Origin of the sequence: Cellulomonas sp. SG140 (genome assembly GCF_025770785.1) — a bacterium.
Classification (GTDB): domain Bacteria; phylum Actinomycetota; class Actinomycetes; order Actinomycetales; family Cellulomonadaceae; genus Cellulomonas.
In genome coordinates, this window is the sequence record NZ_JANZLA010000003.1 from 302,597 (window position 1) to 324,957 (window position 22,361).

Here is a 22,361-nt window from a genome sequence, read left to right on the forward strand (position 1 = left end):
CCTGCGGCGACGCCCTTGATGGGGACGGATCGCGCGCCTCCGCTCAAGTCGTCACGACGCCGCACCGATAGGTCGGGAGAACACCTGCCTGCGGACGAAGGGATCCTCGTGGCCAGCACCCGCGTCATCGGACTGGACATCGGCTCATCGGCCGTCCGGGCCGCCGAGGTCGAGTTCGGTGGCGGCGCGCGCACCGGCAAGACGGCTCCGACGCTGCACCGGCTCGGTGAGGTGGCCCTGCCGGTCGGCGCGGTGCGCGACGGCGAGGTCGTCCAGCCGGAGACCGTGTCGGGGGCCCTCCGGCAGCTGTGGCAGGAGTTCAAGTTCGAGTCCAAGGACGTCATCCTCGGCGTGGGCAACCAGCGAGTGCTGGTGCGCGACCTGGATCTGCCGTGGATGCCGCTCGCGCAGCTCAAGGCCTCTCTGCCGTTCCAGGTGTCGGAGATGCTGCCCATGTCGTCCGACGAGGCGCTCCTCGACTACTACCCGGTCGCGGAGTACGACGGTCCGCAGGGCCGAACCGTGCACGGCATGCTGGTGGCGGCCCAGCGCGACACGGTCACGGCCAACGTCGTCGCCGTCGAGGGTGCCGGCCTGCGACCGTTGATGGTCGACCTCAACGGGTTCGCGCTGCTTCGTGCCCTGTCTCACGGGGACCTGGCACGCGCGACAGTGGCCTTCGTCGACATCGGCGCGACGGTCACCACCGTCGTCGTGGCGGCGCACGGTGCCCCGCGGCTGGTTCGGAGCCTGCCTTCCGGTGGCCAGAACGTGACCAACGCAGTCGCCAGCGCGATGTCTCTGTCCGCTCCGGACGCTGAGCGTCTGAAGCGCGAGATCGGGATCGGGTACGCAGCCCCGCCGGAGCAGGCCGCCGCCTCGGAGGCCGTCACCACCGTGGTCCGGACGCTCGTCGAGGCGATCCGCAACACGTTCGTCTACTACTCGGGGAACAACCCCGGCGCCGGTATCGACGTGGTCGTGCTGAGCGGCGGCGGCTCGCACCTGCCGGGCCTGGGTCAGTACCTCTCCAGCGCCAGCCGACTGCCCGTCAACCTGGGTGACCCGGTGGCGCCTCTGCGGCCCGGCAAGCTGCTGAACCGCCAGACTCTCGCAGGGCGCGAGTCCCTTCTCGCGCTGCCCATCGGACTCGCGTACGGAGTGGCCGCATGACCGCGATCGCCGACCCGCCCCGGGCCAAGAAGGGGGTGCAGACCGTCCTCGGAGGCCTGCCGCAGGTCAACCTGCTCCCGCCGGAGGTGCGTGCTGCCCGTGGCCTGCGCAACCTCAAGCGGTGGCTCGCGATGGCGCTCGTGCTGGTCCTCGTCCTGTGCATCGCGGTCTTTGCACTGGCGAAGCTGGCGAAGGTGGGTGCCGACGACGAGCTCGCCAAGGCTCAGGCGGACACACGCAGGCTGCAGACAGAGCAGCAGAAGTACGCGGAGGTTCCGGTGGTCCTCGGGGCTCTGCAGAACGCCACCACGGCCCGGGCCCTTGGCATGGCGACCGACGTCTCGTGGGCGTCTTACTACGCCGCCATCACGGCTGTTCTGCCGCCGGACGTCAGCATCGACTCCTTCGTCGTCACCTCCCTGGGCACCGGCGCAGCGGCAGGCGGTGGCGCGGCCGCCAACCCCTTGCAGCCGGCATCCGTCGGACAGATCCAGTTCACCGGACGTTCCACGACGGTCCCGAACACGGCCGCCTGGCTGGACGCCCTCAACGCCGTCCCCGGTTTTGCCGACGCGTGGGCATCGAGCGCGAACATCACGCAGAGCCAGAACAAGACGACGTACTACAACGTGTCGGTGTCCGTGCAGCTGACGTCCGCTGCCTACACGCACCGGTTCGACGCGACCAAGAAGGTGGGCTGACGTGGCCGGCGCGAAGAAGGGCTCGTGGATCGGCGCGACCGTGTTCGGGTCGCTGGTGATCGTGGTCGGGTCGTGGTTCCTGCTGATCAACCCCACGTTGAGCGCTGCCTCCGAGGTACGCACCCAGACCGCGCAGGTCACCTCGCAGAACGACGCGCTGGCCGCCAAGGTCGCCAAGCTGAAGGCGGACTTCGCCAAGCTGGACGACTACAAGTCTCAGCTGGCCGCGATCCGCAAGCAGGTGCCAACCACCGCGCAGCTCTCGGACTACCTGCGCCAGCTCGACACGATCGCGACGGCCCATTCTGTCACGGTGACGGCCGTCGCTCCCGGAGTGCCGACTGCTGTGGTGGCCCAGGCTGCCGCACAGGCTCCTGCACCCCAGCCGTCCACGACGGCCGGGGCGACACCCGCACCGACACCTAGCGCGGCAGCGGGGGCCGCGGGGGCTGCGGCGCCCGCGTCTGGCGCGGCAGCAGCGTCTGCCATCCCTCCGGGGTTCACCGCCGTCCCGTTGTCGGTGACGGTGATCGGCTCGTACGACAACACGCTGGCGTTCCTGTCGGATCTCCAGACCGCGACGCCCCGCCTCTTCCTCGTCTCCGGCTTCACAGCCACGGGCCAGCAGGATGCGGCCGCCACGGGGGGCAAGCCGAAGACCTCGGTCGGCGACCAGCAGCTGGTGATCTCCGGCTTCCTCTACGTGCTTCCGGACACGTCGGCGGCCAAGCCAAGCCCCACTGCGACTCCGGCGTTGCCGGCGCCGGTCCCCGGCAAGAACCCGCTCAACCCGGTCGGCGGCAAGTAGCCCCCGCTCGCGAGCCGACGACGGCGCCCGTCCGGTCCGACGACCGGGCGGGCGCCGTCGTCGTCGCCGGTCCGTGACAAGATCCGCCCATGCTGCGTTGGCTGACCTCCGGCGAGTCCCACGGCGAGGCGCTCGTCGGCATCCTCGAGGGCGTGCCGGCCGGGGTTGAGCTCCGGTCGGCCGACGTGCAGGCGGCGCTGGCCCGCCGGCGTCTCGGCTACGGCCGCGGCGCGCGGATGAAGTTCGAGCAGGACCAGGTCCGGCTGCTCGGCGGGGTGCGGCACGGGCTCACGCAAGGCGGTCCGGTGGCCATCGAGATCGGCAACACGGAGTGGCCCAAGTGGGTCGACGTGATGTCGTCCGACCCGGTGGACGACCCCGAGCTGCTCAACCGCGCCCGCAACGCTCCGCTGACGCGTCCGCGGCCCGGCCACGCCGATCTGGTGGGCATGCGCAAGTACGGGTTCGACGACGCGCGGCCGGTGCTGGAGCGGGCGAGCGCCCGCGAGACGGCGACGCGGGTCGCCCTCGGCACGGTCGCCGCCGCGTTCCTCGAGCAGGCTGCCGGTGTGCGGCTCGTCTCGCACGTGGTGCGCATCGGCTCCGTGGCGGTCCCCGAGGACGGCCCGCTCCCGGTGCCCGACGACGTCGCTGCCCTGGACGCCGACCCGGTCCGCTGCCACGACGCCGCGACCTCGGCCGCGATGGTGACGGAGATCGACCAGGCGCACGACGACGGCGACACCCTGGGCGGCATCGTCGAGGTGCTGGCCTACGGCCTCCCGTCCGGACTGGGCACCTACGTCGAGGCCGACCGGCGGCTGGACGCCCGCCTGGCCGCCGCACTGATGGGTATCCAGGCGATCAAGGGCGTCGAGGTCGGCGACGGGTTCCGCACCGCCGCCAGGCGGGGCTCGCAGGCGCACGACGAGATCGAACGGGACGCCGAGGGGCGCATCGTCCGCCGCACCAACCGCGCCGGCGGCATCGAGGGCGGCATGTCCAACGGCGAGGTGCTCCGCGTCCGCGCCGCCATGAAGCCGATCTCCACGGTCCCACGTGCGCTCGCCACGGTGGACACGGCGACCGGGGAGCCGGCCCGCGCCCAGCACCAGCGCAGCGACGTGTGCGCGGTCCCCCCGGCCGCCGTCGTGGCCGAGGCGATGGTCGCCCTCGTGCTCGCCGACGCACTGCTGGAGAAGACGGGCGGCGACTCGGTGGCCGAGGTCCGACGCAACCTCGAGGCGTACGTCGCCTCGATCTCGGAGCTGCTGCGCTGATCGTCGGCTCGGTCTCTGGGCGCCCGACCGGCCCTGAGGGCGCCGCCGACTACCCTGCAGCCGTGCCCACCGCTGCCGCGTCCACCGGCCCTCGCGTCGTCCTCGTCGGACCACCCGGTGCCGGCAAGACCACCGTCGGCCTCGCTCTGGCGTCTCGCTGGCAGCTGGTCGCCCGGGACACCGACTCGGACGTCGAGGAGGCCGCCGGCAAGCCGGTGTCGGACATCTTCGTCGAGGACGGTGAGGAGCGGTTCCGCGCCCTCGAGCACGAGGCGGTGGCGCGGGCGCTGGCCGAGCACGACGGCGTACTGGCCCTGGGCGGGGGAGCGGTGCTGCACCCGGCGACGCAGGAGGCCCTCGCGGCGTATCGCGCGGGCGGCGGAGTCGTGGTGTTCCTCGACGTGAGCCTCGCCCATGCCGCCCCCCGGGTGGGTTTCAACCAGTCGCGGCCGCTGCTGCTCGGCAACCCGCGCGCCCGTTGGAAGGAGCTGATGGACCAGCGCCGACCGGTCTACCAGGACGTCGCGACGCTCGTCGTGCTGACCGACGGACTGACCCCGGAGCAGGTCGCCGAGCGGATCGAGTCCGAGCTGGCGGCGTTGCGGACGCAGCGCCTCGCCACCGCGCAGGCCACCCAGGAGGAGCGCTCGTGACCGGCACCAGGACCGTCACGGTGACGGGGGAGCGACCGTACGACGTCGTGATCGGGCGCCATCTGCTCGGCGCGCTGCCTGGGCTGCTCGGCGCCGACGTGCAGCGTGTCCTAGTCGTCCACCCGGCGGCTCTGGCGACCACGGCCGACGCCGTGCTGGCGGACCTTCGTGAGCACGGGTACGAGGCCTTCGGCGCGGAGGTCCCCGATGCCGAGGAGGCGAAGACCGCCCAGGTCGCCGCCTTCTGCTGGCAGGTGCTGGGCCAGGCCGGGTTCACCCGGTCGGACGCCGTCGTCGGGGTCGGCGGGGGAGCGACGACCGACCTCGCGGGGTTCGTCGCCGCCACCTGGCTGCGCGGCGTCCGCGTGGTGCAGGTCCCCACGACCGTGCTGGCCATGGTGGACGCCGCCGTCGGAGGCAAGACGGGGATCAACACCGCCGAGGGCAAGAACCTGGTCGGCGCGTTCCACCCGCCGGCTGGCGTCCTGTGCGACCTGGCGGCGCTGGAGTCCATGTCGCCCCACGACTTCGTCGCCGGGCTCGCCGAGATCGTCAAGGCAGGGTTCATCGCCGACCCGGTGATCCTCGACCTGGTCGAGGGCAACATCGGCCTGCTCCGCGACCCGGTGGCCGCGGCGGGATCCGACGTGCTGCTCGACCTGATCGAGCGCGCCGTGGCGGTCAAGGCCCGGGTGGTCGGCGAGGACCTCCGTGAGGCGGGGCTTCGGGAGATCCTGAACTACGGGCACACCTTCGGGCACGCGATCGAGCACGTCGAGCGGTACCGCTGGCGGCATGGCGCCGCTGTCTCGGTCGGCATGGTCTTCGCCGCCGAGCTGGCCCGCCTCGCCGGCCGTCTCGGCGACGACGTCGTGGACCGCCACCGGTCCGTCCTGACGGCGCTCGGCCTTCCGGCCACCTACCGAGGGGACCGCTGGGACCAGCTGCTCACCGCGATGCGCCGGGACAAGAAGACCCGTGGGGACCGCTTGCGGTTCGTCGTGCTGGAGGACATCGCCAAGCCGACGCGGCTGGAAGGCCCCGACCCGACCCTGCTCGCGGCCGCCTACGCCGAGGTCGCGGACGACGCCCCGCAGTCGACCACGATCCAGCTCTGAGCGTTCCGAGAGCGGGCGCCGTGGCTCAAGCACCACGGTCTGAAGGACGATGAAGACCGCATGACCCGATCGGAGCTCGCCGCCACGCAGATCGTCGCGGCAGCCCCCCGAGCCCTCGACCGATGGGTGACCCGGGAGCTTCGGACGCTGCACGAGAACAGGCCTGGAACCTACTCCCGGCTCGAGGGCACGTGGCGGCACCCGGAGCGAGTCGTCGTCCCGTTGGCTGCCCTGGTGTGCGCGGGCCTTGCGGCCGTCATCCCCGGCGGCGACGCGGGGCTGTTCCGCTCGGCGGGGGAGTCGCTGTTCGGCCCGGGCGCGTTCGACGTCTTCACCAACGGGGGTCTGCAGATCGGGCCGACCTACCTGCTCGCACTCGGCGGCGCGGCCACGATGCTCGACGCCATCGGCTCGCCGACGCTGACCCGGACCCTCCTGGGCGCACTGCAAGGGGGCCTCATCGTCTGGCTGGCGATGTGGACCGTACGACGGACCGGACGTCTCCTCGGCCGCGACCTTCTCGCGGGGCGCTGGGCAGTGGGCCTGGTCCTCGCTCTCGGCGGCTTCGCGGCCGAGGCGATCGCCAATGGCCATCCCGAAGAGATCCTCCTGGGTCTCCTGCTGGCGAACGCCGCCCTGTCTGCATCCCAGCGAAGGGCCGGCAACGCCGGTGCGCTGCTCGGTCTCGCAGTCTCCGTGAAGGTGTGGGCTGCCTTCGGCGTCGGCGTGCTGCTGCTGAGCCGACGCTGGAGAAGCGTGGTCATCGGAGGAGCGACCGCTGCCGCGCTCGCCGCGCTCGCCTACGGCCCCTTCCTCCTGCTGGGCACGGTGAACACGTTCCACTTCTCGTGGGGCATCGCACGCTCGTCTTCCCTGCTAGGACACCTCGGGGCGGCGTGGGGCGCCACCGACTGGCAGCTGCGGCTGGTGCAGGGGGCCGCCGCAGCCGGAGCCGGGCTCATCGCGGCAAGGCGAAGGCCCGAAGCACCCTTCGGCCCCGTGATGGCCTCGATCGCCGTGCGGCTGCTGCTGGACCCCATGCGCCTCTCGTACTACAACGGGCCCCTCGCGACGGTCGCGCTCGTCTGGCTCTGGACGTTCGCGCCTCCGCGTCTGGCGCGGCTCCGCCTCGCGGCCACGCTCGCCGCCCCGAGCCTCGTGCTACTGCCCTACCTCATCAGCCCGCCGCTCACGTGGTGGGCAGGCACGGGGCTCCTGCTCGCGCTGCTCGGTGTCGTGGCAACCGTCGGACATGGTGACAAACGGCCAGCTGCGGAGGTTCGACCCGCATGACGACCGGGCTGATCGTCCGGTTCCGGACGGAGCTCGCCCAGCAGCGTGAGGGCGGCTCCCGTCTGACGCGGCTCGTCGTGCACACCCTCGAGAGCCCGGGCATCCTGCTGCTCGCAGCCGCGGCGGCCGTCGGGGTCACCGGCGCGCTCCTGCGCCAGGACGGGGACCAGGTCCGGTTTCGCGCGGCGGGCCTCGGCATGATCGGTCCGGGGTTCCTGCACGTCTTCAGCGACAGCTGGCTCCAGATCGGCCCGCTGTACCTCCTGGGCCTTGGGCTGGTTGCACGGCTCGGAGCGCTCGTGCACCTGTCGGCCACGACCGTCGGCGCCCTGTCGGGCGCGCTTCAGGCCGTCCTGTGCACCACCGTGGCCCTGGCTGCTACCCGTGCAGCAGCACGCGCTACCGGTACCTCGGTCGCCGTCGCCCAATGGGCCGTGGGAGGCGTCGTCGTCTTCGGTGGTCTGCTCGGTGACGGAGTGGTGGCCGGGCACCCGGAAGAGCTGATCCTCGGGTTCATGCTGGCGCTGGCGGCAGCCCAAGCCGTCAGTGGCCGTACCGGCCGCGCCACGCTCCTCGTCGTCCTCGCCTCGGGTGTGAAGCAGTGGGCCGTGACCACCGGAGGGATCCTCCTCGCATCCGATCGACGGCGCTCGGCATTGATGTGGTCGGCGGCGTGCATCGCTGGCGTGGCCGCTGTCTACGCGCCGTTCAGCCTGTGGGGAGACGCGCACACCCTCTCGATGTCCTGGTCGTTTCCCCGGGGCAGCTGGCTCGATGCCCTCCCTGTCTCCCACGACGGCTGGACCTTCCGTGCCCTCCAGGGCGGAATCGCCGGGGTCGCGGGTGTAGCGGTCGGTCTGCGACGCCGCGGCTCACCCTTCGCCCCGGCGATCGTCGCCATCGCCGCGCGGCTCTTGCTGGACCCGCTCCGGCTGACGTACTACTGGGGCGCCCTCGTGGCTGTCACCCTCACCTGGGCGTGGACCTCATCGGCGCATGCGGTCCGAAGGTCCAGGGTGCCCCTGACGCTCGCCGCACTAGCTCTGACCTGGTGCGATCTCGTTCCCTACGGGCCCTGGTGGCACGGTGAAACGGTCGGGGCCATCGCCCTGATCGGGTTCGTCGTCGTCGCCGATCGACCGCCGTCGCCGGCTCCGAACCAGACCACCCCGCAGCACGGGATCCCGTCGGGGGAGCACGCCACCGACGGGATCCAGGACAGGCCTCGCGCTGACGTCGCCGTCTCGGTCCTTCCTGAGGGCTAGCCAGCACCCTGCCCTCACAAGCGGATCACACCCTTCGCGGGTGCTCCCGGTACCAGTCCCGCCAGATGATCCGGTGCACGGGGATCCACCGCGGGATCGACCGCAGGCCCGGGATGAACGGCAGGAGCAGCAGCCCCAGCGTCAGCAGCATCATCAGGCCCCAGACCAGGGCGTCCGCGTTGTCCGAGGTCGAGAACGGCGGCACCTGGTACCAGAACGTGTAGAGCCACATCCACGGCTGACCGGGGTAGTTGCCCGTCTCGTTCATCATGCCCCACTGGTCGCCGCCGAGCTGCCGGGCACGGGCCTGGTCCTCGATGTACGCACCGTCGGAGAGCAGCAGCAGCGATCGCGTCTGGTCGATGCCGTAGAAGTTGCCCGAGGACGTCAGCGCACCCTCGAGGCCGCCGGTCTGCGCCAGCGTGAGGAACGCCGCGGAGATCGTCGGCACCGGTCCGTAGTCGCCGTCGGCCACCTGCTTCGGGTCGCCGTCCGGCGCCTTAGACAGCGCGTCGCTGTAGGCGGAGGCCCACTTGTTCTGCTGGTCCGCGGTCGCACCGTTCCAGGTCCCGAGCGCCGTCGTCAGGTCCGCGTTCCCGGTGACCTTCGACAGCGGCGTGAGCACGAGGTCGTTCGCCGAGTCGACGGGGATCCGCACGCCGGCCCACTTCTGCAGCTTCAGCGGACCGAGGGACTGGCCGTCGCCGGCCGTGTTGTAGGGCGGTCCGTACGAGGCGCTGGTCGTGGTGCCGGCGAGCTCGCCGGCGGCTGTCGCGACGACGTCGTTCGGTGCCTTGGCGGCCCAGTCCGCCATGGTGATCGCCTTCTCGTCGGGCGAGGAGAAGACCGCGGCCAGGATGACGGTGAGCAGCGCGACGACGACGAAGGCGACGACGAACTCCTTCACCAGGTCGTACGGCCGCGTGGCGAAGTCGTGGGAGTCCGGCGTGCCGTGCCTGGGGGAGCGGTTGGTCGCGCGGGTGGCGGTTGCCGTGCTCATCGTGCGTCCTCCTCGTCGGCGTCGATCGGCGGGACGATCCCGTGCCGGCGCACCAGGACCACGTGCAGCAGCACGATCACGCCCAGCACGAGCGGCAGGAGCGCCACGTGCCACAGCAGCATCTGGCCGGGGTTCAGCACGTTGAAGAACGCGCCGATGCCGACGGAGTTCAGGCCGTCCTTCGCCTGACCGCTGATCCACTGGGAGTCGAAGTTCGTCTGCGACAGGTAGCCCGTGAAGGCCGTCCCGATCGACCCGAGGAACGCGAGCACGCCCGTCATCCACGTCAGGGCGCGCTTCCCTCGCCAGGCGGCCATCCAGAACTTGCCCCACAGGTGGATCACCATGAAGGCGAAGAACAGCTCGACGCTCCACAGGTGCAGCGAGTTGACGAAGTGCCCGGTGCTGGAGACGTGCCACCAGGTGGCCCCGCCGATGGCGAGGATGACCCCGGAGCCGATCACCACGATGAGTGCGGCCAGCGTCAGCACGCCGAACACGTAGATCCACGAGGACATGTACGCCGGCTGCCGGTCGGGGAGCACCTGACCCTCGGGCACCACCCGGGAGAGCCGGTTCCGGGTGCGGGCCGTCCAGCTGGTCGACGGCGTTCCCGTCGGCGAACCACCGGCCTGCGTGGCGGTCATGAGTCGCGGTCCGAGCGTCCGCGGTGCCGGCCCGGGAAGGGCAGCACGAGGGCCAGGACGAAGACCACGACCATCAGCCCGATGATCGCGGCATTGGTGACGGAGATCTGGATCACTCCAGCGCTGATATAGCGCCCGGCAGGATCGGCAAGCACGAACGCGCGACTCATAGGTCACCCCTCGGGCCGACGGTCCACCGCCGGAACCAGCGATGGCACCGCGTCTTTCCTGGTCAGGGTAGCCCTGAGGGACCTTGGACCCTAGGTCCAAGGTCCGCATCTTCGCGACTTTGACGCGTCCTTAACACCTGGGAACACCCTCAGAGCAATCGGTGAGAAAACTGTGCGCCGGACTTCCGAGGGGCCGAATTCCCACGCGATGTCGGCGTGGCTCCGGACGCGGGCTGCAGTCGCCTGCGCCGGCCCGCGGGCGCCCGCCGCTACCCTGACGGCCGTGACCACCGTCCTCGTGCTCAACGGCCCCAACCTCGGACGGCTCGGCGTCCGCGAGCCGGAGGTGTACGGCTCGGCCACGCTCGCCGACCTCGTCGCCGCGGCGGCCGGCTGGGGCGCAGAACTGGGTCTCGACGTCGACGTGCGGCAGACCGACGACGAGGCGGAGCTCGTCGGATGGCTGCACGCCGCAGTCGACGCGCGTGCGCACGTCGTGCTGAACCCCGCCGCGTTCACCCACTACTCCTACGCCCTGCGCGACGCGGCGGCCCAGGTGACCGAGGCGGGCCTCCTGCTGGTCGAGGTGCACCTGTCCAACCCGCTCGCCCGCGAGGCGTTCCGGCACCTGTCGGTGATCGGCCCGATCGCCACCGGGACGGTCGCGGGCTTCGGCTTCGACTCGTACCGCCTCGCCCTCTCGGCGATCGCCGCCCGGCTGTAGACGACCCACAAGAGCTCAGGCTTGTTGCACTGCCAACAAGGTGAGAACCTTGTCCCATGTTCGTGGTGACAGCCGACCAGCGGGGGAGCCGTCGCTCGACCGACCAGGTCCCCGCCCTGCTCTCCGGTCTGCCGGAGCTGAGCGGGATGCTCCTGCCCTTCGAGCGCACGGTCGGCGACGAGGTCCAGGCGGTCTTCGACGACCCGGGATCCGTGGTCGAGGTCGCCCTGCACCTGCTGCGCCTCGGCGGCTGGAGCGTCGGCATCGGGGCTGGTCCGGTGCTGGAGCCGCTGCCGGCGAGCACGCGGGAGGCGTCGGGACCCGCCTTCATCGCCGCGCGTGAGGCGGTGGACGCCGCGAAGAACCGGGGCCGTGCGGTGCCGGTGGCGGTACGCGGCGCCGGACCGGTGGCCGCGCGGGACGCCGAGGCCGTGCTGACGCTGATCGGCAGCGTGCTCGCACGCCGGTCACCCGCAGGCTGGGCCGCGGTGGACGCTGCCCGCGATGCGCTGGGACGCACCCGTGCGGACGGCGCCGTCCAGCAGCGCGCCGCGGAGCGCCTCGGGATCAGCCAGCAGGCGGTCAGCCAGCGACTGCGCGCCGCGCAGTGGGCCGAGGAGCGCGCGGCCCGGCCGGCAGCGGCTCGGCTGCTCGCGGCCGCCGGCCTGCCCGAACCGGTGGACCGAGCCCTCGGCGCGGACGGTTGACCGGGTCCGCGCGGGCCGCCAGGGTCGAGCACAGCTCCCACGCCCGGCGGAAGGCCACAGCCACAGGGCCACAGCCCCACAGCCAGGAGGTCCGATGAACCCCGCGCTCGTCGCGCTCGTCGTCGTCCTCGCCCTCGCCGTGTCGACCGCCGGTGGCTGGGCCGTCACCCGTCTGGTGCTGCACCTGGCCAGCCGCTCGTCCGACGCGGGGGAGCCGCTCAGCGGCCCCGACGGCGCCGTCCTGCTGCGCGGCAAGCTCGTCGAGAGCGACGGTCCGGACGGTGCCCGAGCGCAGGCGGTGCTGCGCGGCGGCACCTGGGTGGGACTGCTCGAGCGGCTCGCCACCACGGGGGCGCTGATCGTGGGGGAGCCGACCGCGGTCGCGGTGGTCGTGGCGGTCAAGGGCCTCGGCCGCTACCCGGAGCTGCGGGAGAACCCCGGCGCCTCGGAGCGGTTCGTCATCGGCACGTTCGCGTCGCTGCTGTGGGCCGCGTCGATCGGGCTGCTCGCACGGTGGCTGCTGGCGCGGTGAACGCCGCACGGTACGATGGTCGGCGGCCTGCGGCCCGGACCGCGGCGCATCCCACGTCCCCCCACGGGTCCTCCCGACGCGGTGAGGGACGCGACGTGCCTGCACCAGCCGCCCTCAGCACCCTCTCTCGACAGGAAGCGACACCGTGGCGACCACCAACGACCTGAAGAACGGCCTCGTGCTCCGCATCGACGGCCAGCTGTGGACCGTGGTGGAGTTCCAGCACGTCAAGCCGGGCAAGGGCGGCGCCTTCGTGCGCACCAAGCTGAAGAACGTGCTGTCCGGCAAGGTGGTCGACCGCACGTTCAACGCGGGCCTGAAGGTGGAGACGGCCAACGTCGACAAGCGCGACATGCAGTACCTGTACAAGGACGGCTCGGACTACGTGTTCATGGACGCCTCCACGTACGACCAGCTGCACGTCCCCGAGGAGACCGTCGGCGACGCCGCGCACTTCCTGCTCGAGAACCAGAACGCCCTGGTCGCCACCAACGAGGGCATCCCGCTCTACGTCGAGCTGCCGCCGTCGGTCGTCCTCGAGATCACGTACACCGAGCCGGGCCTCCAGGGCGACCGCTCGTCGGCCGGCACCAAGCCCGCAACCCTCGAGACCGGCTACGAGATCCAGGTGCCGCTGTTCCTCGAGACGAACACCAAGGTGAAGGTGGACACCCGTGACGGGAGCTACCTCGGCCGCGTGAACGACTGAGGTGGCAGCCCGCACCAAGGCTCGCAAGCGCGCGCTCGACGTCCTCTTCGAGGCCGAGCAGCGCGGCATCCCGCCGCTGACGCTGCTCGCGGAGCGCCTCGCGCACCCGGGCGCGCAGTCGGCGGTGCCGGAGTACGCCGTGGAGATCGTCGAGGGCGTCGCGGCGCACCTGGAGCGGATCGACGAGGTGCTGGCCACGCACTCCCACGGCTGGACCGTCGACCGCATGCCGGCCGTGGACCGCCAGCTGCTGCGGATCGGTACCTGGGAGGTCCTCTACAACGACGACGTCCCGGACGCCGTCGCGGTGGACGAGGCCGTCAGCCTCGCCTCGGACCTGTCGACGGACGAGTCGCCCGCCTTCGTGAACGGCCTGCTCGGCCGCATCGTCGACCTCAAGCCGACGCTCCTCGCCTGAGGCGGCGGGACCCCGGCGTCTCGCCCCTCAGCGCGCCGACGGGCGCACCGACGAGGAGAGGTTAGGCTCCGCACCTGACAGACATCCTTTAAGGCCCGTCCAGAGAGGCGGGGAAGGGGGTCGCCAGATGAGCTCTGGCATGCGTGCACCCGGTGCACAGACCGGCGGGTCCGAGGTGCTCGGCGCGGCCGAGATCACGCGGGCACTGACCCGCATCGCGCACGAGATCCTCGAGCGCAACCGGGGAGCCGACGACCTGGTCGTCCTGGGCATCCCCACCCGCGGGCTCCCGCTCGCGCAGCGGCTCGTGGACCGTCTGGCCAAGGTCGAGCCCGGCGTCGACGCCGACGCCATCGGCGGCAGCCTGGACGTGACGATGTACCGCGACGACCTGTCGCACCAGCCCACGCGCACCATCGGCGCGACGCACCTGCCGGCGGGCGGCATCGACGGCAAGGTCGTGGTGCTGGTGGACGACGTGCTGTACTCCGGCCGCACCATCCGGGCGGCCCTCGACGCGATCAGCGACCTCGGCCGGCCGCGCGCGGTCCAGCTGGCGGTGCTGGTCGACCGCGGGCACCGCGAGCTGCCGATCCGGGCCGACTACGTGGGCAAGAACCTGCCGACGGCGGCGGGGGAGCGCGTCCGGGTCGTGCTCGCCGAGACCGACGGCCGCGACGCCGTGCTGATCGAGGCACCGCCCGGTGGCGGAGGCCAGGCGGGGGTCGTGCGCGACGACACGACCGAGGTGACCCGATGAGGCACCTGCTCTCGGCCGCCGACCTGTCCCGGGACGAGGCGGTGCTGATCCTGGACACCGCGGCGCAGATGGCCGCGACCCAGTCCCGGCAGATCAAGAAGCTGCCGACCCTGCGCGGTCGCACGGTGATCAACCTGTTCTTCGAGGACAGCACCCGCACCCGCATCTCGTTCGAGACCGCCGCGAAGCGGCTCTCGGCGGACGTGATCAACTTCTCGGCCAAGGGGTCGAGCGTGTCCAAGGGCGAGTCCCTGAAGGACACCGCCCTCACGCTGCAGGCGATGGGCGCCGACGCCGTCGTGATCCGGCACCAGGCCTCCGGGGCGCCGCACACGCTGGCGACCGCCGGCTGGACGGACTGCGCGGTGGTGAACGCGGGCGACGGCACGCACCAGCACCCGACGCAGGCGCTGCTGGACGCGTACACCGTGCGGCGGCACCTGGTCGGTGCGGGCGGGACGCAGGACGTGACCGGCCGGGACCTCGCGGGCCTGCACGTGGCGATCGTCGGCGACGTGCTGCACAGCCGGGTGGCCAGGTCGAACGTGCAGCTGCTGCACACGCTCGGCGCACGCGTGACGCTGGTCGCGCCGCCCACCCTGGTGCCGGTCGGCGTGCAGACGTGGCCGTGCGACGTCTCGTACCACCTGGACGAGGTGCTGGCGCAGGGTCCCGACGCGGTGATGATGCTGCGGGTGCAGCGGGAGCGCATGTCGAGCGCCGGCGGCGGGTTCTTCCCGAGCGCGCTCGAGTACACCCGCGGGTACGGTCTGGACGCGCGGCGTCTCGCCGGCCTGCCCGATCACGCGATCGTCATGCACCCCGGACCGATGAACCGCGGGCTCGAGATCTCGGCCGACGCGGCGGACAGCCCGCGGTCCGTGGTCGTCGAGCAGGTGGCCAACGGCGTCGCGGTGCGGATGGCGGTGCTGTACCTGCTGCTGTCGGGCACGGGCCCGGCGGCGAGCGCTGCCGACGAGGTCAACGAGGAGTCCGGTACGCCGGAGAAGGTGGGGACGGGCGCATGAGCCGGCTGCTGCGAGGGGCGTCGCTGCTCGGCGCCGGGGCGACGGACGTGCTCGTCGACGAGGGCCGCATCGTCGCCCTCGGGACGGATGCCCGGGACGCCCGCGCCGAGGTGGTCGACGCAGACGGTCTGGTGCTGCTTCCCGGGCTGGTCGACCTGCACACCCACCTGCGCGAGCCCGGCCGGGAGGACGCCGAGACGGTCGCCTCCGGGACGCGGGCCGCGGCACTCGGCGGGTTCACCGCGGTGCACGCGATGGCGAACACCTCACCGGTCGCCGACACCGCCGGCGTCGTCGAGCAGGTGTGGCGGCTCGGCCGGGACGCCGGCTGGGTGGACGTGCACCCCGTCGGCGCGGTCACCGTCGGCCTCGGTGGCGAGCGGCTGGCCGAGCTCGGGGCGATGGCATCCTCCGCCGCGCGCGTGCGGGTGTTCTCCGACGACGGGAAGTGCGTCCACGACCCGGTGCTGATGCGCCGGGCGCTGGAGTACGTCAAGGCGTTCGACGGTGTCATCGCGCAGCACGCCCAGGAGCCGCGGCTGACCGAGAACGCCCAGATGCACGAGGGCGTCGTGTCCGCCGAGCTCGGTCTGGCCGGCTGGCCCGCCGTGGCCGAGGAGGCGATCATCGCCCGCGACGTGCTGCTCGCCGAGCACGTCGGCTCGCGGCTGCACGTGTGCCACGTCTCGACGGCCGGGTCGGTGGAGATCATCCGCTGGGCCAAGGCGCGGAGGATCGCCGTGACGGCCGAGGTCACGCCGCACCACCTCGCCCTGTCCGACGAGCTGGCCCGCGGCTACGACCCCGTGTTCAAGGTGAACCCGCCGCTGCGGACGGCCGAGGACCTCGAGGCCGTTCGAGCCGCGCTGGCCGACGGCACGATCGACATCGTCGCCACGGACCACGCGCCGCACACCCGCGAGGACAAGGACTGCGAGTGGGCCGCTGCCGCGTTCGGCATGACGGGCCTGGAGACGGCGCTCTCGGTGGTGCAGGCGACGATGGTCGACACCGGGCGCCTCGGCTGGTCCGACGTCGCGCGGGTGCTGTCGTCGACCCCCGCGCTGATCGGTCGGGTGGCCGACCAGGGGCGCCCGATCGCCGTCGGCGAACCAGCGAACCTCGTGCTCGTCGACCCGACGGCGCGGGTCCTGGTCGATCCGGCAGCGCAGGCGACCCAGGCGACCAACAGCCCGTTCCGTGGCCGGGAGCTGCCAGGCCGCGTGGTCGCGACGTTCCTGCGCGGGCGGCCGACCGTGCTCGACGGCCGACCCTGCGACGAGTCGGTGGAGGTGCACGCCTGATGCCCACCTGGCTGTCCGTCACGATCCTGGTGGCGCTGCTGGCGCTGGCCTACTGGGCGATGCGCCAGGGCTGGCGACGTCGCGAGCGGCGGTCCGAGGCCACCGTGCCCGCGGTGCCGGGCGCCCCGGCCGACCTCGGCACCCCCCGCACCGAGCCGCTGGAGGCGGTCTACGTCTCCTCGACCACGGCGGGCGACTGGCTCGACCGCGTGAACGCACACGACCTCGGCGTGCGCAGCGCCGCCCAGGTGCAGGTGTTCGACGCCGGCGTCCTGGTGCGCCGCACCGGCGCGGCGGACGTGTTCGTGCCGGCTGCGCAGGTGCGCGGCGTGGGCACCGCGTCCGGCATGGCCGGCAAGTTCATGGGTCGCGACGGCCTCGTCGTGCTCACCTGGGCGCCCGACGCAGCGCCGGAGGCCGGGCCGCTGCTCGACACCGGGCTGCTGGTGCGCCACCGTGCCGACCGGCCACGCCTCGTGGACGCCGTCCGCACCCTCGTCCCCACCACCGCCGGAGGTACCGCATGACCACCGCCGTGCTCGTCCTGGAGGACGGCCGCACCTTCACCGGCCAGGCGTACGGCGCCACCGGCCGCACGCTGGGCGAGATCGTCTTCGCCACCGCGATGACGGGGTACCAGGAGACGCTGACCGACCCGTCGTACCACCGGCAGATCGTCGTGATGACCGCACCGCACATCGGCAACACGGGCGTGAACGACGAGGATCCCGAGTCGACCCGCATCTGGGTGGCCGGGTACGTCGTCCGTGACCCCGCCCGCCGGTCGTCGAGCTGGCGCGCGCGGCGCACGCTCGACGAGGAGCTCGAGGCGCAGGGGATCGTCGGGATCAGCGGCATCGACACGCGCGCCCTGACCCGGCACCTGCGGGAGCGCGGCGTGATGCGCGCCGGCATCTTCTCCGGTGACGCCCTGCTCACCTCCGGCGTGCGCCGCCCGGACGACGAGCTGCTCGACGAGGTCCTGGACGCGCCCCCCATGGCGGGCGCGGACCTGGCGGGGGAGGTGTCCACCAGCGAGCCGTACGTCGTGCCGGCCCTGGGCCCCGACGGCGAGCCGCTGGACGTCCCCCGCGCGCGCGTCGCGGCGGTCGACCTCGGCATCAAGGCGATGACCCCGCACCGGATGGCCGAGCGGGGGATCGAGGTGCACGTGCTGCCGAGCACCTCGACCATCGACGACGTGCTCGCGGTCCACCCCGACGGCGTCTTCTTCTCCAACGGGCCCGGCGACCCCGGTGCCGCCGTCCACGAGGTCGACCTGCTGCGGGAGGTGCTCGACCGGCGGATCCCGTTCTTCGGCATCTGCTACGGCAACCAGATCCTGGGCCGGGCGCTGGGCTTCGGCACCTACAAGCTCGGGTACGGCCACCGCGGCGTGAACCAGCCGGTGATGGACCGCGCCACCGGCAAGGTGGAGATCACGGCGCACAACCACGGCTTCGCGGTGGGCGCGCCGCTCGACGGCCCGACGCCGGCGCCGTACGAGGACGGCCGCTACGGCCAGGTGGTCGTCTCCCACGTCGACCTCAACGACGACGTGGTCGAGGGCCTCGCGGCGCTCGACCTGCCGGCCTTCAGCGTCCAGTACCACCCGGAGGCCGCCGCAGGCCCGCACGACGCCGCCTACCTGTTCGACCGGTTCGCCGCGCTGATGGCCGACCCCGGACTGGGAGGCGCGGGCGCTGCCCGCCCGGACGCCCAGCCCACCACCGCGACCGACGAGGAAGGTGCCGCCTGATGCCGCGCCGCGAGGACATCCACAGCGTCCTGGTGATCGGCTCCGGGCCGATCGTCATCGGTCAGGCCGCCGAGTTCGACTACTCCGGCACCCAGGCGTGCCGCGTGCTGCGCGCCGAGGGGCTGCGCGTCATCCTGGTCAACTCGAACCCGGCGACGATCATGACCGACCCGGAGTTCGCCGACGCCACCTACGTCGAGCCGATCACCACCGAGGTGCTCACCTCGATCATCGCCAAGGAGCGTCCCGACGCCCTGCTGCCGACCCTCGGCGGCCAGACGGCCCTCAACGCAGCCGTCGCGCTGTCCGAGGCCGGCGTGCTGGACGAGTACGGGGTCGAGCTGATCGGCGCCAACATCGCCGCGATCCAGAAGGGCGAGGACCGCGAGCAGTTCAAGCAGGTCGTCGAGGTGTGCGGCGGCGAGTCCGCACGGTCGGTGATCGCCCACTCGCTGGACGACGCGCTGGCCGCGGTCGACGTGCTCGGCTACCCGATGGTGGTCCGTCCCTCCTTCACGATGGGCGGCCTGGGGTCGGGCATCGCCTACGACGAGGCCGACCTGCGCCGCATCGTCGGCCAGGGCCTGCACTACTCGCCGTCCACCGAGGTGCTCCTCGAGGAGTCGATCCTCGGCTGGAAGGAGTACGAGCTCGAGCTGATGCGGGACAAGCACGACAACGTCGTGGTGGTCTGCTCGATCGAGAACGTGGACCCGGTCGGCGTGCACACCGGCGACTCGGTGACCGTCGCCCCCGCGCTGACCCTGACCGACCGCGAGTACCAGCGGATGCGGGACATCGGCATCGCCGTGATCCGCGAGGTCGGCGTCGACACCGGCGGCTGCAACATCCAGTTCGCGGTGGACCCGGAGACCGGCCGGATCATCGTCATCGAGATGAACCCGCGGGTGTCGCGGTCGTCGGCCCTCGCCTCGAAGGCGACCGGCTTCCCGATCGCCAAGATCGCCGCGCGCCTCGCCGTGGGCTACACGCTCGACGAGATCCCTAACGACATCACGGGGTCGACGCCGGCCAGCTTCGAGCCGACCCTCGACTACGTCGTGGTCAAGGTCCCGCGCTTCGCCTTCGAGAAGTTCCCGGCGGCCGACCCGACGCTCACGACCACCATGAAGTCCGTCGGCGAGGCGATGGCCCTCGGCCGCAACTTCACCGAGGCGCTGGGCAAGGCGCTGCGGTCGCTGGACAAGAAGGGCGCGACGTTCCACTGGGACGGCGAACCGGCGTCCGGTGCGGAGCTGGACGCCCTCGTCGAGTCCATCGCCCGGCCGACCGAGCGCCGGCTGGTCGACGTCCAGCAGGTGCTGCGCGCGGGCGTCTCGCTGGAGACGGTGTACGAGCGGACCAGGATCGACCCGTGGTTCCTCGACCAGCTGCAGCTGGTCAACGAGGTCGCCGCCGAGGTCGCCGCCGCGCCGGCCCTCACGCGTGAGGTCCTGGCCCGCGCCAAGCGCCACGGCCTGTCGGACGCCCAGGTGGCGGTCCTGAGGGGGAGCAGCGAGGACAGCGTGCGGCACACGCGCTGGGCGCTCGGCGTCCGACCGGTCTACAAGACCGTCGACACCTGTGCGGCCGAGTTCGCCGCCCGCACGCCCTACCACTACTCGGCGTACGACGAGGAGACCGAGGTGGCGCCGCGAGAGCGGCCAGCCGTCCTGATCCTCGGGTCCGGGCCCAACCGGATCGGGCAGGGCATCGAGTTCGACTACTCCTGCGTCCACGCCGCGCTCGCTCTCAAGGGCGAGTTCGAGACCGTGATGGTCAACTGCAACCCCGAGACGGTGTCCACCGACTACGACACCTCGAACCGGCTGTACTTCGAGCCGCTGACGTTCGAGGACGTGCTCGAGGTGTACGAGGCCGAGCGCGCGGCCGGTCCGGTCGCCGGCCTGATCGTCACGCTGGGCGGCCAGACCCCGCTGTCGCTCGCGCAGCGGCTGTTCGACGCCGGCCTGCCGATCCTCGGCACCCCGCCGGACGCCATCGACGCGGCCGAGGACCGCGGCGAGTTCGGCCAGGTGCTCGCCGCCGCCGGCCTGCCGGCACCGGCCTTCGGCACCGCGACGACGCTGGCGCAGGCGCGCGAGACCGCCGCGAGCATCGGCTTCCCGGTGCTCGTCCGCCCCTCCTACGTGCTCGGCGGGCGCGGCATGGAGATCGTGTACGACGAGGCGCAGCTGACGGAGTACGTCGAGCGCGCCCTGGCGGACGCGACCGTGTCCAACCGGGGCGTGCTCCCGCCGCTGCTGATCGACCGGTTCCTCGACGACGCGATCGAGATCGACGTCGACGCGCTGTACGACGGCGAGGAGCTGTACCTCGGCGGCGTGATGGAGCACATCGAGGAGGCCGGCATCCACTCCGGCGACTCGGCGTGCGCGCTGCCGCCGGTGACGCTGTCCGCCACCGAGCTCGAGCGGATCCGCACCTCCACCGAGGCGATCGCCCGCGGGGTGGGCGTCCGCGGCCTGCTCAACATCCAGTTCGCGCTGGTGTCCGACGTGCTCTACGTCCTCGAGGCGAACCCGCGGGCGTCGCGCACGGCGCCCTTCGTCTCCAAGGCGACCGGCGTCTCGCTCGCCAAGGCCGCCGCCCTGATCATGGTCGGCCGGTCGATCGCCGAGCTGCGGGAGGCGGGGGTCCTGCCCGCTGAGGACGCGAGCGTGCTGGACCTCGCGGCGCCGATCGCGGTCAAGGAGGCGGTGCTGCCCTTCAAGCGGTTCCGCACGCTCGACGGCCACGCGGTGGACACCGTGCTGGGCCCGGAGATGCGGTCGACCGGCGAGGTGATGGGCTTCGACGCCGACTTCCCGACGGCGTTCGCCAAGTCGCAGCAGGCGTCGTTCGGCGGCCTGCCGACCTCGGGCACCGTGTTCATCTCCGTGGCCGACCGCGACAAGCGTGCGATCGTGCTGCCGGTGAAGCGGCTGTCCCAGCTCGGCTTCGAGATCCTCGCCACCGACGGCACCGCCGTGGTGCTGCACCGGTCCGGGATCGACTCGCGGCTGGTGCGCAAGCAGTCCGCCGGCCGCGGACCCGGTGGCGAGCCGACGATCGTCGACCTGATCGGCGACGGGCAGGTCGACATGGTGATCAACACCCCGTCCGGTCAGGGCGCCCGTGCGGACGGCTACGAGATCCGCGCCGCGACCACGGCGGCCGACAAGGCGATCATCACGACCGTGCAGCAGCTCGGGGCCGCCGTCCAGGCGATCGAGGCGGTCCGCTCGGGTCCCTTCGCGGTCACCAGCCTCCAGGAGCACGACGCGCGCACCCGGGCCCGTCGGGCGGCGCGAGCCGATGCCGCGGCACCACCAGCGGAGGAGACCTCGGGCGAGCGGGTGGCGGCGCTGTGACGCCGACCTTCGGCAGCCGTCTCGCCGCTGCGCGGGGCGCCCTCGGCCCGCTCTGCGTCGGCATCGACCCGCACCCCTCGCTGCTCCAGCAGTGGGGTCTGGCGGACGACGTCGACGGGCTGCGGCGGTTCGCCCTGACCGTCGTCGAGGCGGTCGCCGGCGTCGTGCCGGCGATCAAGCCGCAGTCGGCGTTCTTCGAGCGGCACGGCTCCCGCGGTGTCGCCGTCCTCGAGGAGGTGGTGGCGGCGGGGCGGTCGGCCGGGACGCTGGTGGTCGTCGACGCGAAGCGCGGCGACATCGGCTCGACGATGGACGCCTACGCAGATGCCTACCTGCGCGACGGCGCGTCGCTGGCCGGCGACGCCCTGACGGTCTCGCCGTACCTCGGCTTCGGTTCGTTGCGCCCCGCCGTCGAGCTCGCCGCGGCGACCGGCCGCGGCCTGTTCGTGCTGGCCCTCACGTCGAACCCCGAGGGCGCCTCGGTCCAGCACGCTCGCGCAGCGGACGGCCGGTCGGTCGCGGCCCAGGTCGCCCACGAGGCGGCACTGCTCAACGCGGCCGAGCTCGCGAGCACGGGCGGCACGCTGGGATCCGTCGGCCTCGTCGTCGGCGCGACGATCGGAGACGCGGCCGCGCGCCTGGGTCTCGACCTCGCGGCCGTGCGCGGTCCCTTGCTCGCACCCGGCGTCGGCGCCCAGGGCGCCGGACCGGCCGAGCTCACGGCAGTGTTCGGCGACGCACGATCGGCCGTGCTCGCGTCGTCGTCGCGGGGCGTGCTGTCGGCCGGTCCGACGGTCGACGGGCTCCGCGGCGCCGCGCAGCGCGCCCGTGACGAGGCCGCTGCCGCCCTCGGCTGAGGCCGCCACGCGCCCGTCTCGGAGGAGCGCCGGCAGCTGCCCAGGACGGTCCGGGCACGGCATCGATGCAGGTGAAAGCCT

At 72.5% G+C, this 22,361-nt stretch carries 23 protein-coding genes; 20 read left to right on the forward strand and 3 right to left on the reverse strand.

What is annotated here, in order from left to right:
• The first annotated feature begins 108 nt into the window (after positions 1-108).
• The 8 genes from pilM to N0B34_RS07865 all read left to right on the forward strand — a co-directional run bounded on the left by pilM (position 109) and on the right by N0B34_RS07865 (position 8,291).
• The gene (gene pilM, locus N0B34_RS07830) at positions 109-1,173 is read left to right on the forward strand and encodes a type IV pilus assembly protein PilM (RefSeq protein ID WP_263730788.1); all 1,065 of its coding nucleotides are present in this window, start codon (positions 109-111) and stop codon (positions 1,171-1,173) included.
• Complete coding sequence (locus N0B34_RS07835; RefSeq protein ID WP_263730789.1) at positions 1,170-1,874, forward strand: PilN domain-containing protein; 705 nt, start codon at positions 1,170-1,172, stop codon at positions 1,872-1,874. The genes pilM and N0B34_RS07835 overlap by 4 nt, the downstream gene beginning before the upstream one ends.
• 1 nt (position 1,875) lies before the next feature.
• The gene (locus N0B34_RS07840; protein ID WP_263730790.1) at positions 1,876-2,682 is read left to right on the forward strand and encodes a hypothetical protein; all 807 of its coding nucleotides are present in this window, start codon (positions 1,876-1,878) and stop codon (positions 2,680-2,682) included.
• An 89-nt stretch (positions 2,683-2,771) separates the two neighbouring features.
• Entirely contained in the window at positions 2,772-3,962 is a 1,191-nt protein-coding gene (gene aroC / locus N0B34_RS07845; RefSeq protein WP_263730791.1) for a chorismate synthase, read from the forward strand.
• Between the two features lie 62 nt (positions 3,963-4,024).
• Positions 4,025-4,615: a shikimate kinase gene (locus tag N0B34_RS07850; RefSeq protein ID WP_263730793.1), complete on the forward strand. Its 591-nt coding sequence runs from the start codon at positions 4,025-4,027 to the stop codon at positions 4,613-4,615.
• The gene (gene aroB / locus N0B34_RS07855) at positions 4,612-5,733 is read left to right on the forward strand and encodes a 3-dehydroquinate synthase (protein WP_263730794.1); all 1,122 of its coding nucleotides are present in this window, start codon (positions 4,612-4,614) and stop codon (positions 5,731-5,733) included. Before N0B34_RS07850 ends, aroB begins: the two co-directional genes overlap by 4 nt.
• 60 nt (positions 5,734-5,793) lie before the next feature.
• A complete protein-coding gene (locus N0B34_RS07860) occupies positions 5,794-7,026 on the forward strand; it encodes a glycosyltransferase 87 family protein (RefSeq protein ID WP_263730795.1) in 1,233 nt (410 codons plus the stop codon).
• Positions 7,023-8,291 carry a hypothetical protein gene (locus N0B34_RS07865; protein ID WP_263730796.1) on the forward strand — a complete coding sequence of 423 codons (1,269 nt, stop codon included), beginning with the start codon at positions 7,023-7,025 and terminating at the stop codon, positions 8,289-8,291. The genes N0B34_RS07860 and N0B34_RS07865 overlap by 4 nt, the downstream gene beginning before the upstream one ends.
• 25 nt (positions 8,292-8,316) lie before the next feature.
• On the opposite strand, the gene N0B34_RS07870 is transcribed toward N0B34_RS07865, so the two are convergent.
• Genes N0B34_RS07870 through N0B34_RS07880 form a run of 3 tightly spaced genes read right to left on the reverse strand, consistent with a single transcriptional unit; the run spans position 8,317 to position 10,108 of the window.
• Positions 8,317-9,291 (reverse strand): hypothetical protein, encoded by a 975-nt coding sequence (locus N0B34_RS07870; protein WP_263730797.1) that lies wholly within the window; start codon positions 9,289-9,291, stop codon positions 8,317-8,319.
• Positions 9,288-9,938 carry a cytochrome b N-terminal domain-containing protein gene (locus N0B34_RS07875; protein WP_263730798.1) on the reverse strand — a complete coding sequence of 217 codons (651 nt, stop codon included), beginning with the start codon at positions 9,936-9,938 and terminating at the stop codon, positions 9,288-9,290. The genes N0B34_RS07870 and N0B34_RS07875 overlap by 4 nt, the downstream gene beginning before the upstream one ends.
• The gene (locus N0B34_RS07880; protein WP_263730799.1) at positions 9,935-10,108 is read right to left on the reverse strand and encodes a hypothetical protein; all 174 of its coding nucleotides are present in this window, start codon (positions 10,106-10,108) and stop codon (positions 9,935-9,937) included. Before N0B34_RS07880 ends, N0B34_RS07875 begins: the two co-directional genes overlap by 4 nt.
• Before the next feature lie 283 nt (positions 10,109-10,391).
• On the opposite strand from N0B34_RS07880, the gene N0B34_RS07885 reads away from it, so the two are divergent.
• The 12 genes from N0B34_RS07885 to pyrF all read left to right on the forward strand — a co-directional run bounded on the left by N0B34_RS07885 (position 10,392) and on the right by pyrF (position 22,280).
• Positions 10,392-10,832 (forward strand): type II 3-dehydroquinate dehydratase, encoded by a 441-nt coding sequence (locus N0B34_RS07885; RefSeq protein WP_263730800.1) that lies wholly within the window; start codon positions 10,392-10,394, stop codon positions 10,830-10,832.
• A 56-nt stretch (positions 10,833-10,888) separates the two neighbouring features.
• Complete coding sequence (locus N0B34_RS07890; RefSeq protein WP_263730801.1) at positions 10,889-11,539, forward strand: hypothetical protein; 651 nt, start codon at positions 10,889-10,891, stop codon at positions 11,537-11,539.
• Between the two features lie 94 nt (positions 11,540-11,633).
• Entirely contained in the window at positions 11,634-12,071 is a 438-nt protein-coding gene (locus tag N0B34_RS07895) for a hypothetical protein (RefSeq protein WP_263730802.1), read from the forward strand.
• A 145-nt stretch (positions 12,072-12,216) separates the two neighbouring features.
• Positions 12,217-12,780 (forward strand): elongation factor P, encoded by a 564-nt coding sequence (gene efp, locus N0B34_RS07900; RefSeq protein ID WP_263730803.1) that lies wholly within the window; start codon positions 12,217-12,219, stop codon positions 12,778-12,780.
• A gap of 1 nt (position 12,781) precedes the next feature.
• Positions 12,782-13,198, forward strand: a complete 417-nt coding sequence (gene nusB, locus N0B34_RS07905; protein WP_263730804.1) for a transcription antitermination factor NusB — start codon at positions 12,782-12,784, stop codon at positions 13,196-13,198.
• 127 nt (positions 13,199-13,325) lie between these two features.
• A complete protein-coding gene (gene pyrR, locus N0B34_RS07910; RefSeq protein WP_412175714.1) occupies positions 13,326-13,958 on the forward strand; it encodes a bifunctional pyr operon transcriptional regulator/uracil phosphoribosyltransferase PyrR in 633 nt (210 codons plus the stop codon).
• Positions 13,955-14,986, forward strand: a complete 1,032-nt coding sequence (locus N0B34_RS07915) for an aspartate carbamoyltransferase catalytic subunit (RefSeq protein ID WP_263730806.1) — start codon at positions 13,955-13,957, stop codon at positions 14,984-14,986. Before pyrR ends, N0B34_RS07915 begins: the two co-directional genes overlap by 4 nt.
• A complete protein-coding gene (locus tag N0B34_RS07920) occupies positions 14,983-16,290 on the forward strand; it encodes a dihydroorotase (RefSeq protein WP_263730807.1) in 1,308 nt (435 codons plus the stop codon). Before N0B34_RS07915 ends, N0B34_RS07920 begins: the two co-directional genes overlap by 4 nt.
• A complete protein-coding gene (locus N0B34_RS07925) occupies positions 16,290-16,817 on the forward strand; it encodes a hypothetical protein (RefSeq protein WP_263730808.1) in 528 nt (175 codons plus the stop codon). Before N0B34_RS07920 ends, N0B34_RS07925 begins: the two co-directional genes overlap by 1 nt.
• Entirely contained in the window at positions 16,814-18,049 is a 1,236-nt protein-coding gene (carA, locus tag N0B34_RS07930) for a glutamine-hydrolyzing carbamoyl-phosphate synthase small subunit (RefSeq protein WP_263730809.1), read from the forward strand. The genes N0B34_RS07925 and carA overlap by 4 nt, the downstream gene beginning before the upstream one ends.
• Positions 18,049-21,423 (forward strand): carbamoyl-phosphate synthase large subunit, encoded by a 3,375-nt coding sequence (gene carB, locus N0B34_RS07935; protein WP_263730810.1) that lies wholly within the window; start codon positions 18,049-18,051, stop codon positions 21,421-21,423. Before carA ends, carB begins: the two co-directional genes overlap by 1 nt.
• Positions 21,420-22,280 (forward strand): orotidine-5'-phosphate decarboxylase, encoded by an 861-nt coding sequence (gene pyrF / locus N0B34_RS07940; protein WP_263730811.1) that lies wholly within the window; start codon positions 21,420-21,422, stop codon positions 22,278-22,280. Before carB ends, pyrF begins: the two co-directional genes overlap by 4 nt.
• The last annotated feature ends 81 nt before the right edge of the window (positions 22,281-22,361 follow it).

What these genes read in the sequence shown, in the direction of transcription:
- N0B34_RS07865 (WP_263730796.1), top strand. Translation starts at nt 7,023, where the DNA reads ATGACGACCGGGCTGATCGTCCGGTTCCGGACGGAGCTCGCCCAGCAG.
- N0B34_RS07890 (WP_263730801.1), top strand. Translation starts at nt 10,889, where the DNA reads ATGTTCGTGGTGACAGCCGACCAGCGGGGGAGCCGTCGCTCGACCGAC.
- N0B34_RS07870 (WP_263730797.1), bottom strand. Translation starts at nt 9,291, where the DNA reads ATGAGCACGGCAACCGCCACCCGCGCGACCAACCGCTCCCCCAGGCAC.
- carA (WP_263730809.1), top strand. Translation starts at nt 16,814, where the DNA reads ATGACCACCGCCGTGCTCGTCCTGGAGGACGGCCGCACCTTCACCGGC.
- N0B34_RS07915 (WP_263730806.1), top strand. Translation starts at nt 13,955, where the DNA reads ATGAGGCACCTGCTCTCGGCCGCCGACCTGTCCCGGGACGAGGCGGTG.
- N0B34_RS07835 (WP_263730789.1), top strand. Translation starts at nt 1,170, where the DNA reads ATGACCGCGATCGCCGACCCGCCCCGGGCCAAGAAGGGGGTGCAGACC.
- aroC (WP_263730791.1), top strand. Translation starts at nt 2,772, where the DNA reads ATGCTGCGTTGGCTGACCTCCGGCGAGTCCCACGGCGAGGCGCTCGTC.
- pyrR (WP_412175714.1), top strand. Translation starts at nt 13,326, where the DNA reads ATGAGCTCTGGCATGCGTGCACCCGGTGCACAGACCGGCGGGTCCGAG.
- N0B34_RS07925 (WP_263730808.1), top strand. Translation starts at nt 16,290, where the DNA reads ATGCCCACCTGGCTGTCCGTCACGATCCTGGTGGCGCTGCTGGCGCTG.
- N0B34_RS07875 (WP_263730798.1), bottom strand. Translation starts at nt 9,938, where the DNA reads ATGACCGCCACGCAGGCCGGTGGTTCGCCGACGGGAACGCCGTCGACC.
- carB (WP_263730810.1), top strand. Translation starts at nt 18,049, where the DNA reads ATGCCGCGCCGCGAGGACATCCACAGCGTCCTGGTGATCGGCTCCGGG.
- N0B34_RS07895 (WP_263730802.1), top strand. Translation starts at nt 11,634, where the DNA reads ATGAACCCCGCGCTCGTCGCGCTCGTCGTCGTCCTCGCCCTCGCCGTG.
- N0B34_RS07880 (WP_263730799.1), bottom strand. Translation starts at nt 10,108, where the DNA reads ATGAGTCGCGCGTTCGTGCTTGCCGATCCTGCCGGGCGCTATATCAGC.
- N0B34_RS07920 (WP_263730807.1), top strand. Translation starts at nt 14,983, where the DNA reads ATGAGCCGGCTGCTGCGAGGGGCGTCGCTGCTCGGCGCCGGGGCGACG.
- N0B34_RS07860 (WP_263730795.1), top strand. Translation starts at nt 5,794, where the DNA reads ATGACCCGATCGGAGCTCGCCGCCACGCAGATCGTCGCGGCAGCCCCC.